Origin of the sequence: Mesorhizobium sp. WSM4983 (assembly GCF_029625765.1) — a bacterium.
Lineage (GTDB): Bacteria > Pseudomonadota > Alphaproteobacteria > Rhizobiales > Rhizobiaceae > Mesorhizobium.
This window is the reverse complement of the sequence record NZ_JARTVM010000008.1, coordinates 235,781-248,133: the sequence shown is the minus strand read 5'-3', so window position 1 is coordinate 248,133 and position 12,353 is coordinate 235,781. Positions and strand designations below refer to the sequence as shown.

12 protein-coding genes and 1 pseudogene are annotated in these 12,353 nt (G+C 63.6%); 1 reads left to right on the top strand and 12 read right to left on the bottom strand.

The features are described 5' to 3' along the window. Positions 1–984 precede the first annotated feature (984 nt). The 4 genes and pseudogenes from scpB to P9254_RS29120 all read right to left on the bottom strand — a co-directional run. Positions 985–1,647: an SMC-Scp complex subunit ScpB gene (gene scpB, locus P9254_RS21650; RefSeq protein WP_063169436.1), complete on the bottom strand. Its 663-nt coding sequence runs from the start codon at positions 1,645–1,647 to the stop codon at positions 985–987. A gap of 2 nt (positions 1,648–1,649) precedes the next feature. Beyond that, a complete protein-coding gene (locus P9254_RS21645; RefSeq protein ID WP_063169437.1) occupies positions 1,650–2,606 on the bottom strand; it encodes a DUF1403 family protein in 957 nt (318 codons plus the stop codon). 767 nt (positions 2,607–3,373) lie between these two features. After that, entirely contained in the window at positions 3,374–3,913 is a 540-nt protein-coding gene (locus tag P9254_RS21640) for a sulfotransferase family protein (protein ID WP_336619661.1), read from the bottom strand. Positions 3,914–3,931: 18 nt separating this feature from the next. Beyond that, positions 3,932–4,084, bottom strand: a pseudogene (locus P9254_RS29120) (sulfotransferase); the annotation flags it as partial. Positions 4,085–4,210: 126 nt separating this feature from the next. Here P9254_RS29120 and P9254_RS21635 point away from each other — a divergent pair. Beyond that, on the top strand, positions 4,211–4,462 hold the full coding sequence (locus P9254_RS21635) for a hypothetical protein (protein ID WP_278057122.1): 252 nt from the start codon (positions 4,211–4,213) through the stop codon (positions 4,460–4,462). A 61-nt stretch (positions 4,463–4,523) separates the two neighbouring features. On the opposite strand, the gene recQ is transcribed toward P9254_RS21635, so the two are convergent. From recQ to uxaC, 8 genes are all read right to left on the bottom strand, one after another. Further along, entirely contained in the window at positions 4,524–6,389 is a 1,866-nt protein-coding gene (gene recQ, locus P9254_RS21630; protein WP_278057121.1) for a DNA helicase RecQ, read from the bottom strand. Between the two features lie 219 nt (positions 6,390–6,608). Further along, positions 6,609–7,568 carry a hypothetical protein gene (locus P9254_RS21625; protein ID WP_278057120.1) on the bottom strand — a complete coding sequence of 320 codons (960 nt, stop codon included), beginning with the start codon at positions 7,566–7,568 and terminating at the stop codon, positions 6,609–6,611. Beyond that, positions 7,565–8,542, bottom strand: coding sequence for a sulfotransferase family protein (locus P9254_RS21620; protein WP_278057119.1), 978 nt, complete (start codon positions 8,540–8,542; stop codon positions 7,565–7,567). Before P9254_RS21620 ends, P9254_RS21625 begins: the two co-directional genes overlap by 4 nt. Before the next feature lie 2 nt (positions 8,543–8,544). After that, positions 8,545–8,874, bottom strand: a complete 330-nt coding sequence (locus P9254_RS21615) for a cupin domain-containing protein (protein ID WP_278057118.1) — start codon at positions 8,872–8,874, stop codon at positions 8,545–8,547. Between the two features lie 32 nt (positions 8,875–8,906). Beyond that, entirely contained in the window at positions 8,907–9,674 is a 768-nt protein-coding gene (gene kduD / locus P9254_RS21610; protein ID WP_127239265.1) for a 2-dehydro-3-deoxy-D-gluconate 5-dehydrogenase KduD, read from the bottom strand. Positions 9,675–9,788: 114 nt separating this feature from the next. Next, on the bottom strand, positions 9,789–10,562 hold the full coding sequence (locus P9254_RS21605) for a FadR/GntR family transcriptional regulator (protein ID WP_095799723.1): 774 nt from the start codon (positions 10,560–10,562) through the stop codon (positions 9,789–9,791). A 37-nt stretch (positions 10,563–10,599) separates the two neighbouring features. After that, positions 10,600–10,731 (bottom strand): hypothetical protein, encoded by a 132-nt coding sequence (locus tag P9254_RS21600; RefSeq protein WP_278057126.1) that lies wholly within the window; start codon positions 10,729–10,731, stop codon positions 10,600–10,602. 64 nt (positions 10,732–10,795) lie between these two features. After that, complete coding sequence (gene uxaC / locus P9254_RS21595) at positions 10,796–12,199, bottom strand: glucuronate isomerase (RefSeq protein WP_278057117.1); 1,404 nt, start codon at positions 12,197–12,199, stop codon at positions 10,796–10,798. Between the last annotated feature and the right edge of the window lie 154 nt (positions 12,200–12,353).

Genomic DNA, 12,353 nt, shown 5'->3' with positions numbered 1-12,353 from the left:
GATGGATGCTGAAGCGTGGTAACTCCAGTCTCCTCGGTCCGGTCCGAATGGACAACCTCTCGAAAGCTCACACCTAGAACTCCTCTTGAAAGCGTATCTAGCTTCAAAGGGCGTGTCGAAACGCGGTCTCCGGCTCGGCTTCGGTCACAAGATCGAGGACATTTACGAAGCCGCAGTGGCCCTAGGAATGCCGCCGATTGGGAACGTGAAGATGATTGCCAACAACCTTGACCTGATGAATTCTCAGCAAGATTTTAGGTACCCGTCGGGGTACAAGCTGAATGTCCCGCCGCCGAGCTTCTGCCGAGAAACGTATAACGCTCTCCACACAGCGATCGAGCCGAGGATCCCCACCGAGGTACTGAAAGCCAACCTCAAATTTCATTGGGATTTTCGGGGGAAGACTGTCATTTGGAAGGACGAATAGCCCGAGGATGATCTTCCCCATCTACGTTGGCGTTCTTATGGCGCTGCTGTCAGCATCCGCCATTGGCGGTGGCGGCAAGGCGATCTTGTTGGGATGGCCGCCTCGCTGACAATGGCCGGGATGGGCACTCGCCGGCTGGCTAGGTTCTTAGCAGGCCATAGCCGGCTGTCTGGTGGAGATCGTCTTTCAGGGCTTTGATCGTCTGTGAAAGGTCGCGAACCTTGTCCATCAGCGTCTGAATGGTCGCCCCGATGGGCTGGATCTTAACGCCTCAATCGTCGCGAGAAGCTCAAGGTAGACGTGGTTCAATTGAACTTTCTCCCTTCGAGAGCTCTCAATGGTGATCGACATGTGCGACCAGGCTCGATCAATTGCCTGTTCGCTTATCCTTCATCGACAAGCGGACGCGTGCCGCCACCTCCCTTCCGTCACGCGAAGGACCCAGCCGGCGAGACCAGACGGCGTGCGTGGCGCAATCTTCTATGTGACGAGCGGCGAGATCGCGTGTGTCCCGCCGTGATGGGATCATCTATTCGTCGAGCGCGGCGCTGGCGCCATCATCGTCGATATCTGCAAACCCTGGGATGATCCAGCAGCTTCTCCTTCGACAGCAGCCCGGCGTCCTCGAGCGCCTCGAAATCCGGCAGCTGGCGCAGCGTGTCGAGCCCGAACTGCGACAGAAAAGTTTTGGTCGTCACATAGGTGTAGGGCGCGCCCGGCTGCGGGCTGCGCGGCCCCGAGGCGACCAGCTGCTCAGCGCGCAGCACGCCGATCAGGTCACGTGACACCTCCTTGCCGAAAAAGCTCGACAGCTCGCCACGGGTGATCGGCTGGAAATAGGCAATGCACATCAAGACAAGCGCCTCCGCCTGCGACAGTTCTTTTGCTCCCTCGCCCGCTGCCGTGCCGAAGGCTGCGTGAATGGCGTCGCCAAAAACCTTTTTGGTCCGGTGCTGCCAGCCGCCGGCGACCGCGACCAGCTCGTAAGGGCGGCCGGCGAGTTCGGCGCGAATGTCGTCGATGATCAGCTCGATATTGCAGTTTTTTCCCACCACCCGCGCGAGGACACTACGTGTCACCGGTTCATTTGCCGCAAAGATCACCGCTTCGACGCGGGCCATCCATTCGCACCAGCGCAGCTCCGGCGGCAGATGTTCCAGTTCGGTGTCGAGCAGCGCCGGCTGATCGTTTGGCTTGCGGCGGGCGGACGCTTCGCTCATCGCTACAGCCCGAACAGCCGGAATGTGGGGCGGCCGGAGAGCTCGCGCACGACCTCCAGTTGCTGCAGCCGTTCGAACAGCCGTCGCGATGCAAAGCGCGACAGATTGTCCGTCGTCAGCGATCCGGACACGGCGTCTTCACTGAGCAGCAGAAAGATTACGTCGCCGGCGCCTTTGGCGCGCAGTTTCGGCGCCACCGCCAGGAGTTTTTCGGCCCGGCGCGACAGCTCGGCGGCCAACCGACAAGCGTCCGCGGCGGCCGCGACGAGCGCGATGCAAACCGCCCGCTCAAAATTCTTGTCCCCGGGCCGGATGCGCCGGCCACCGCCGGCCTCGGTGCGGAAAGATGGTCCAAAACCCTGCGCCATTAGGAGCGGCAGGGGCTGCGGCCAGCCCAGGCGTTGCGCCAGTACCAGGTCGGCGAGCCACCAGCCAAAGACTTCGGCATCGGGACGCATGGCGACGACCTCAGCGGCGATCGCCGCGGCGTCGAATGGCGCCGACCGCTGGGATACCCCGAGTTTTTCGATCTGCGTGCAAAGGTCGGCGAGCGCGGCGCCGTCCCAATGGAGGCCAAGCTGGTCGAGTATCTTCCCGAGCCGGCCGGGCGTAGCGGCGGGCGGCTGCCTGGCCAACTGCCGCCAGGCGCCAAAGACGGCGCCTGCGGGACCGGGGTCAGCACGTAGGGGACGCAAATGCCAGGCATCGCGCAAGGCGGCCGCATCCTCGGCGCGGCCGGCGAGCCGCATGCTGGAGGCGGCGCAGCGAACCGCCAGCCGCTGCCGCCAAGCGCCGGCCCAGGCTGCCTGCGCGCGGGCGAGCGTGTCGAGGGCACCCAGGGCGGCGCCGGCCCGGAAGGCGGCGTCGCCGTCACTCGGCGCGCCGGCGCTTGTGATCGCCCACGCGGGAACGGAGGGCGGCGCAGAGGAGCTGGCGGTCGCGGGATCGAGGCGAATCATAATTTGGAGAGTAAAGTGCCGGTGCGCTTTTCGCCATGATTTTCGTGCCAAAACGCACAGCCTGTCGGATCAGCACAACGACTGATAGTGTTGCATTATCAATCTCTTCACGAGTTCGTCCCTGCTAAGCCATTTGGCCAACAAGTAAGTCTCGACAGGGCACCTTTTTGCGCAGCCGGACGAAACTCCGTTCGGAAATGTGCCGGCTCGCGGCGTAGGAGCCTGCTCAGGTTCAGATGTCATGAAGGCATCTAACGCCCGATCTGCCGCGCAACTTCGGTCCCATATTCATTGCCGACGGGGTATCTGAGGGCGACGTTTTTTGCGGGTTTTTCCTGGTCGGCTTTGGAGGTGATGCTGGCGCCGATTGTCACAGGCTACTTCACTATCTGTTCCTTGACCGATGAGATCTTTTGCGCTGCGGCGCTCCCGTCTTTGCTGTGGGTCACCTTCTGACCCAAGCCCCAACGTACACACGCGGGAGTGTCCTACAAGCCATCGGTTTCGACAGATCGGATGGATTGGGCAGGCGAGCCCAAAAGCTGCGAGCTTAGAGCGGTTATAAATCGTAGTTGTAGCTGTGTAACAAACTGTGTAACAAAAAGCGCGAAAAGACTAGTATTTTCAGTATCATAGAGGTGAAAGGGAATCCCTCCCTCTCCGCCATCCTGCTTCGAGCTGCGCGCTTTGGCGGGACAAGCCTCAAATCCCTTAAGAGCGAGCGAGATACCCTCCGAAGCCTTGGCGAAGGAGCGCGACAGTCGCCCTCAGCAATATCCGAAATAGGTCATCAGCTCCTGAGCCTCACCTGCCTCGAAACGCGAGGCGAATTCCTCAGGCAGCTTCGATCGCCAGCCGCCCCTGTAGTCGGTTATCGGTTGGTTGACCTGCGCCGAACGGCGAGCCGAATGCGCCGTGCGAACTCTTCTTGCCCTTCCCCAGACGACCGGATGCCGGTGATAGTCCAGGATGGCAGCATCGAAAGCCACACCCATGAAGCGGCATAGCCGTTCGATGGAAAGCGCAGGCGACTCGATAAAGTCCTCGTAGCGCCACAACATGGCCCCGCCCCTCTCGACGCAGAGCATCGAAGCCCTGCTGTCGGCGACCCACCTTTGGAACGCTCTGTCGAAATCGCCCTCGTAGCGCTGCCCGAGCGATGCCACGACATCACGGCCATCGCGCGTCACCACGATGAAACGGGCATCCGGGATCGTCTCGCGTATCTGACGGGTGTAATGAATATGCCCGGGGGTTTTCTCGACCCAGACGCTCCGGCGCGAAATCGCCGCCTCAAGCAAAAGCAAGCTTAGCTTGGTCCATCTGGCGCCTTTGTCCGAGACAAAAGCGCTTGTCTCCCGCGGAACACTGAAGACATCCGGATGCGCTGCCAATATCCGGGCGAGCAAGGTCGACCCGGTATGACCGCAACCACAGATGAATATTGAGGCCCTCGGCTTTGGAATAAGCCGTACCACACCCTTGTTCACAATTCTTGTTCCCCCGGAAAGACTTTATTCGAACTGTTTGCCTCGAAGATTGCAACAGGAATGTTTCCACAGGAACGGCGCGCAACCACCGATCGGCGCCGTTCACATTTCAGCGTGCGGCGTATCGGGTGTATCGATGAAGCGCACGCGCTTGCCGCCACGGCCTGCCAGGACGTGCTCGGCCAAGGCCTCGACGGCAGCCAGCGCGCGATGCTTCAGCCGGCGCTGAGCTTCTTCACCTGGCGCACGCTGGTGCGCGAGGCCGGCTTGCAGCCCTCGAAAGCTGTAAGCATCATGGTCGGGGCCATCCAGGGCGCCAACTTGAGGGCGGGCGTTGCGCGCTGGCTGCGGGCGATTGCCGTTTGAATGCGAATGATCCGTTTTGTAGGTTGTGCGGGACGAGCGTGATGCGCCGGCCGATTTTGCCTCAACCTGATCCGCCGGATTGATGCTCCGCAATCGCGCTCAAGAAGACCTCGCCGAATTCCTTGAGCTTGGCTTCGCCGACACCGTTCACCTCGGCGAAGGCAGCGAGGTCGCGCGGGCAGCGCTCGGCCATGGCGATCAGCGTGCGATCGGAGAAAACGACATAGGCCGGGACTTGGCGTTCCTTCGCCAAGCGCAGCCGCAGCGCCTTGAGCGTGGCGAGCAGCGCGGCGTCCAGGTCTTCGGCGTCCGCCGCTGCCTGGGCCGAACGCGCCTTGTCGCGCAGGGAACGGTGCCGCGTCTCGACGCGATACTCGAAGGCGATCTCGCCGCGCCCGAGCGCGCGGCCGCTCTCGGAAATGGCAAGGCCGCCATAGCCGTCCGGGTCCGGCACCAGGTACCCGCCCGCCACAAGCTGGCGGATCAGCGACAGCCACGCGGGTCGCTTGTGCGCCGCGCCGGTGCCGAAGCTGGCAAGCCTTTGATGACCTCGGGCCAGCACTTTCTCGGTCTCGTGGCCGAGCAGGATGTCGACGATGTGCGAGGCCCCGAACCGCTCGCCGGTTTGCGCGACGGCCGAAAGGATGATGCGCGCCTCGATGCTTCCGTCCGCGCGCGGCGCCTGGCTGAGGCAGTTGTCACAATTGCCGCAAGGCGAGGCGCCTTCGCCGAAATAGCCAAGCAGGACCTGGCGCCGGCATTGCGCCGTCTCACAATAGCCGATCAGCGTGTCCAGCCGGCCATGCGAGCGCCGCCTGTGCTCCGGCGAGGCATCCTCGTCGTCGATGAACAGGCGCCGCGTGCGGATGTCGCCGAGGCCGTAGAGCATATGCGCCTCGGCCGGCCGCCCGTCGCGGCCGGCACGGCCGATCTCCTGGTAATAGGCCTCGAGGCTCGCCGGCAGGTCGGTGTGGAAGACATAGGCGACGTCCGGCTTGTCGATGCCCATGCCGAAGGCGATGGTCGCCACCATGACCACGCCGGACAGCGTCATGAAAGCGTTTTGGTTCGCGTCCCGCGCCTCCTTGCTCATGCCGGCATGGTAAGCGAGCGCGGTGACGCCGTTCTTTTCGAGGAAGGCCGCCATCTCCTCTGTCTTCCTGCGCGACAGGCAATAAACGATGCCGCTCTGTCCCGCATGGCGTTCGACGAAACGCAGCAGCTGGCGCTTGCTGTCCTGCTTCGGCTCGATGGCAAGCTTGATGTTCGGCCGGTCGAAGCCCAGCACCAGCGTGTCGACACGCTCGGCAAACAGCCGCGCCGAAATGTCGGTGCGCGTCGTTTCGTCCGCGGTCGCGGTCAGCGCGATCATCGGCACTTTCGGAAAGAGGTCCCGCAGCCGCGCAAGGTCCTCATATTCGCGCCGAAAGGCTGGCCCCCATTGCGAGATGCAATGCGCCTCGTCGACGGCGATCAGCCGGATGTCGAGCCTGGCCAACGCGTCGAGCATCCGCTCGGTCATCAGCCGCTCCGGCGCCAGATAGAGCAGACGCGTCTGGCCCGAGGCGACGCGGCGCCACGCCGCGACATTGGCATCGCGATCGAGCGAGGAGTTGATCGTATCGGCGGCGACGCCGGCGAGCCGCAGCGCCGCGACCTGGTCCTGCATCAGCGCCACCAGCGGCGAGACGACGATGGTGAGCCCGCCAAGGACCAGCGCCGGAACCTGGTAGCAGAGCGACTTGCCGGCGCCGGTCGGCATGACCGCCAGCACGTGGCGGCCGCACAGCAGCGCCTCTATCACCTCGGCCTGACCGGGTCGAAAATCGTCGAAGCCGAACACGTCCTTCAGCACGCGCCGCTTCGGATCGCGCCCCTCCGCCGCAATGCCCGCCACCGATGCCCGCCCCGCCATCGCGTTTTGCATTTGAGAGTGATTCCCGGTTTCGGCTGAGGTCACGTTCTTAAGGCGCGGATCGCCCGAACGCCATCGCAACCCGTGCTGTCCGCCGTTTTTGCCTGCCGGCGCCGCCGTCTCTGCCGGAGGTGTCGGCTCCTCCCTGCGCCGCAACCCGGCGATACCGAGATGGCAGGGCAAGGCGGTCGGCAGTGTCCACTGAGCCGAGGTTAGCAAAGGCAGGGCGCGTTAGACTCCAAGCCGGCTCCATAGATCCGCAATCAATTTTCGCAGCCCGGCAGCCCGGGGTTCCCCCGGTCGGATTTCGGCCAGCGCGATGCCGCTCTCGCCCGCAATGGCATAGAGCAGCCAGGTCCGGCCATCCTCCTCGAAAATGGCCGGATCGCGCAGCCCGTTCTCCTTGCTTCTTGCGACGCCCGCCTTGCTGCGGCGAACCGGCAGGCCGGCGCCCTCGTAGTCGGTGCCGGGTCTCAGCAATTCGGTCCTGCCGCGCACGACCCAGCGCCGCCACTCCTTGGAAAGGTCGATGCTGCCGTAAATCACGCGCTCCGGCGCGTCGCCCTTGCGCGTATAATAGACAATCAGCGAATCCCCGTTCTTCTGCACCGCCACATGCCGCGGCCGAACCCGGCTCGAGCCCGGCAGCACGACCGGCCCTTCCTCGAAACCGGAAAGACCATCGATAGATCGGCGAAGCCTGATACTACCGGTGCCGAAAAGCCCATACCACCAGCCGTCATGCCGAAAGATCCGCGCATAGAACGGCCCTAGCGCCTGGGGGCTGGGGTTGAAGCAAAGGCCGTCGACCGATGTCGCCGCAAAGGTCGTCTGCTCGCGGCCATGTCGCTCGGGGCCGTGAAAATACATGACGATGCGTCGGGTCTGCTCGTCGACATGCACGTCGGGAGAGGCGATGTGATCCCTCAGAAAAGGACATTCGCCAAGCGAAAGCGCGCCGCCCGGGTGAACGCTCCAAGGACCCTGCAGCGTATCTGAATAGGCTAGGCGGATGTGGGTGCCGTTGTGATGCGCGAAATAGAGGTGATACGTTGCGAGCCGGCCGGTCGCCCACGCCGGCATCCTCACCAGCGATGGGCCGTTTATGCTGGCTCCCTCATCGCCCGGCAGCATATCGGGCGTAATCAACGGTCCTCGCCGTTCGGCTGAAAGGCCGAGCATCGACGTCATGCGTTTGCCCACTCCGGCATGTCATAGCCGAACTCGTCACAGAACCCTCTCAGCCGGGCGAGGAAGGCCGGGGGCAGGGCTTTGAGATAGGCAAGGTATTCCTCGTTCCGTTCCCACTTCTTGAGCGATGTTGCCCGTATCGGGTTGCCGGCATCCTCGCTGAAGCGGATACGCGGCCTGAGGTCGAATGCTCGCGCGATCCTCTCCTGGACCTCGTCCGGCCGAGCGATCATGTCCTCGTAGCGGACATAGACGATCGCGCGGTCCGGCTGCGCCTTTCTCAGCCGCAGCAAGGCCTCGTATTCGGCCAGCCAGCGTTCGGAGGTGACATGGAACCGGCGCTCCGCCCTGCTTTCCGGATGCGAGCTGGTGAGCACGTCGAAAGGATGGCGAACGCAATAGATCAGGCCAATGGCGGCGGGCAATTTCGCCAGATGCATATGACCCCGATCCGTGCGCTTGACGACAAGGTTGGTTTCGGAGCGGTCCAACATATCCAGCTGGGTGTATTTCGCTTCGGCTCGATGGACGAAGGTGTCCTCGAAACACCCCATCAGGCGCTGGGTCAGCGTCGTTCCGCTGCGCGCGCAGCCGGCAATGAATATCTTCTTGTAAGGCGCCGAGCGTCCAGCAAACCAAAGCCGCCACAGCCGCTTCACATCCAGCGCCAAGCGCCGAACCTCTCTGATCGGCCGCCTGATGGCCTTGCGCAAAAAGGCTTCTGATTTTCGTGCGACGTCCATTTCCGACTTTCGCTCCCGCCGGCTTAGTTCATCCGTGCCAAAGCTGCGGCGCGCCGTCTCTTTGGCCGATATGCCGGCAGAGTGCCAGTCCTCTTCGTTAAACCTATCTTCACCATGTTGCGGCACCGTTGTCGTCCTGCGGCAATGTTTGAGTACCGCGGCGGTGCCACGAGCGCCCAGGCAACAAACCCGCGCCTTACGGCGCGGGTTTTTCTTTGGCAACAGGAACATCGTTATAGGAAGTCGGCCCGATAAGGCGCAAAACTGTCGACCAGCCGCCCCGCTTCCAGCGCCCTGACGCCGTGCACCAGGTTGGACGGCACGATGAAGCTGCTTCCCGCTGCCAGGATCTTTGACTTGCCGTCGATGGTGACTTCGAAGCGGCCTTCGGCGACATAGCTTGCCTGGACGTGCGGATGCGAGTGCAGCGCGCCGAGGCCGCCCTTGTCGAAGGCGAATTCGACCATCATCAGTTCGGCCGTGTGCACCAGCACGCGCCGTCTGTTGCCGTCGGGCGTCGGCTCCCAGGCTTTTTCGCCGGCATGTGAAAAGAGAGGCGTCATCGCTTAGCTTCCGTTCGAAATTGGCAGAATGGTCACCGCGCCAGCCAGCCGCCGTCCACCGGCATCACCGCGCCATGCATGTAGTCCGACGCGGGCGCGAGCAGGAAAACGGCCGCGTCGCCGATGTCGCCCGGCCGGCCCCAGCGCCCCGCGGGAATGCGTCCGAGGATGGCGGCGCTGCGGTCGGGGTCGGCGCGCAAGGCTTCGGTGTTGTTGGTTTGGATATAGCCCGGTGCGATGCCGTTGACGTTTATGCCTTTCGCCGCCCATTCGCAGGCGAGCAGCCTCGTGAGGCCAAGCACACCATGTTTCGAAGCGGTGTAGGAGGCGACGCGGATGCCGCCCTGGAAGCTCAGCACCGAGCCTATATTGACGATCTTGCCGCGCCGCCCGGGCTCGGCCAGCACGCGTCTGGCAAAACTCTGGCAAAGCCGGAAGACCGTCTTCAAATTGATGTCCATCACCTCGTCCCAGTCGGCTTCGGTCAGATCGACCGCGTCGGCGCGCCGTATGATGCCGGCATTGTTGACCAAGCCGTCGAGCGGTCCCTTCTCGTCCCATATCCGGTCGAGCATGACGGCAGCCGCGGCAGGATCGCCGAGATCGGCGGCCACGGTTTCGAACTGGCCACCAATGGCCGCGATCTTCTCCGCGGTTTCATCCATCGCCGAGCGCCCGACGCCGATGACGGCGCCGCCGGCGCGCGCGACCGACACGGCAATGCCTTGGCCGATGCCGGTGTTGGCGCCGGTGACGAGGATGCGTTTTCCCGCAAGGCTGAAGGCGAAAAGATCGCTCACTTGAGCTGGTCCATCGTCACCTGGTCGACCTCGGTATAGTCGACATTGTCGCCGGCCGTGGCCCAGTTGAAAGCGCCGGTGTGTGTCTGGTCCATCTCTACCTTGCTCGAATGATTATCCGGTCGACGCAGCCGCCACGGACTTTGCGTAATAGGCCTGCCGCGCCTGCAGGCGCTCGCGGTAGCGCTGCTGGCTCGAGGTGAGATGTGCCCGCATCGCCTCGCGCGCGGCTTCGGCGTCGCCCGCCGAAATCGCATTGAGGATCACCAGATGCTCCCGTTGCAGGCCACGCTGGTACTCGTCGGACTGGACGAGCTCGGCCGACCAGGGCGAGGTTACGTCGCAGGGAATGGCGCGGCGGCCGAGCACGTCGAGCATCTCGACATAGAACGGGTTATTGGTGGCGCTGGCGATCGCCCTATGGAAGGCGAGATCCGCCGGACCGGTCGGCTGACTGGCGAGCAGGAGCCGCTCGAACTCGAAGAAAGCCTCCTGGATTGCCGCCTCTTGCGCCGCGTTGCGGCGGATGGCGGCAAGGCCGGCCGATTCGATCTCGATCGCCAGCCGCACCTCGAGCACGTTGAGCGCGATCGAATCCTTGGCGCCCATATCGGCGGCTAAAACGCCGAGCGTGGTGGAGATGTGTTCGGTTACGAAGACGCCGGCGCCCTGCCGCGCCTCGACGAGACCGTCGGCGGCAAGCTTTGCCAGCGCCTCGCGAATGACGGTGCGGCTGACGCCGAAGGTTTCCGTGAGCTGCCCCTCGGTCGGCAGCTTGTGCCCGGGCGGGATCTCGCCCGCCAACAGCTGCTTGCGGATCGCCGCGACCACCGTTTCCGACAGCTTCGGCTTCCGTTCGACCCTGAGATCCGTCGTGGGCCCGGCCACGTCGCACTCCCCTATCTGAACGCCCTATTGAGGACGCCTACTTGAAGACACTTGGCAACCACAGCGAGATCGCGGGAATATACGTCACCAGCGCCAGAACCACGATACCCGCGCCGTAGAATGACCAGATCGAGCGCATCGCTTCCCAGACCATGATCTTGCCGACCATGTTCGACGAAGACGTCCGACTGGATGATGCGGAACTTCATGCCTCTCAAATCCTGGCGACCGGCTCAGAGCCGGTACGCCTTCTTGGCAAGCGTGTAGGCAAGCTCGCGCGCCAGCTCATACGCTTCCTCCTCGCGCAGCCGATGTTCGGCGACGAGCCGCGCCAGGAAGGCGCAGTCGACACGCCGCGCGACGTCGTGGCGCGCCGGGATCGATGGAAAGGCGCGCGTGTCGTCGTTGAAGCCGACCGTATTGTAGAAGCCCGCCGTCTCGGTGGTCATTTCGCGGAAGCGGCGCATGCCTTCCGGGCTGTCGTGGAACCACCAGGCCGGCCCAAGCTTCAGCGCCGGATAGACGCCGGCGAGCGGCGCCAGCTCGCGCGCATAGCTCGTCTCGTCGAGCGTGAACAGGATGATCGTCAGGTCACGCTCCAGCCCGACGCAGTCGAGCAGCGGCTTCAGCGCCGTCACATAGTCGGTCCGGGTCGGGATATCGAAGCCCTTGTCGCGGCCGAATTTCTGGAAAACAGCCGGCGAATGATTGCGCCACGACCCGGGATGGATCTGCATTACCAGCCCGTCGTCGCGGCTCATCTTGGCCATCTCGGTCAGCATCTGGGCGCGGAACAGTTTTCGCTCGCGCTCGTCCTCCGAGCCGCGGCGGATGCTGTCGAACAGTTCCTGCGCCGCCGTGTCGGAAAGATTGGCGGTGTCGGCGGTCGGATGGCCGTGATCGGACGAGGTGGCGCCGATTTCCTTGAAATAGGCGCGGCGCTTTCGGTGCGCCTCGAGATAGCCGGCCCATGTGCCGGTGTCGCATCCGGTGATTTCGCCCAGGCGATCGAGATTGGCTAGAAACCCTTCGAAGTCGGGATCGACCACGGCGTCCGGCCGGTAGGCGGTAACGACGCGGCCCTGCCAACCGCTGTCACGGATCATCCGATGCCATTTGAGATCGTCGAGCGCCCCTTCGGTGGTGGCGATCACCTCGATGTTGAAGCGCTCGAACAGCGCCCGCGGCCGATAGTCGGCGCGCTGAAGAAGCGCGGCGATCGTGTCGTAGCACCGATCAGCGGTGCTGGCGTTGAGCGGTTCGTCGATGCCGAACAGGTGCTCGAACACATGGTCGAGCCAGAGCCGGGTCGGCGTGCCGCGGAAGAGATAGTAATGCTCGGCAAAGCGCCGCCAGATCGTTCTGCCGTCGGTCTCGACCGGCGCTCCGTCGAGCGTCGGCACGCCGAGCTTTTCCAGCGGCACGCCCTGGCTGAACAGCATGCGGAAAATGTAGTGGTCCGGGACGATCAGGAGCTGCGCGGGGTTGGGAAAGGGCTCGTTGAGCGCATACCAGCGCGGGTCCGTGTGGCCATGCGGGCTGACGATCGGCAGGTCCTTGACCCCTGCATGAAGGGCGCGAGCCAGCGTTCGCGTTTCCGGCGCGAACAACAGGTCCGGATCAGTCAATGCAGCCACTTCGCTCCTCCCAGGCTGCCCCATTGGTGGATTAGCAAACAACATTGTCAACATACAAAAACCAGCCAGTTGTATGATGACTTTTGCATAAGGCCCGGCCATTGTACCGGGCAGCGGCGGGTGCTACGCCGCTGCCGCCATTCCTGCCAGGCTC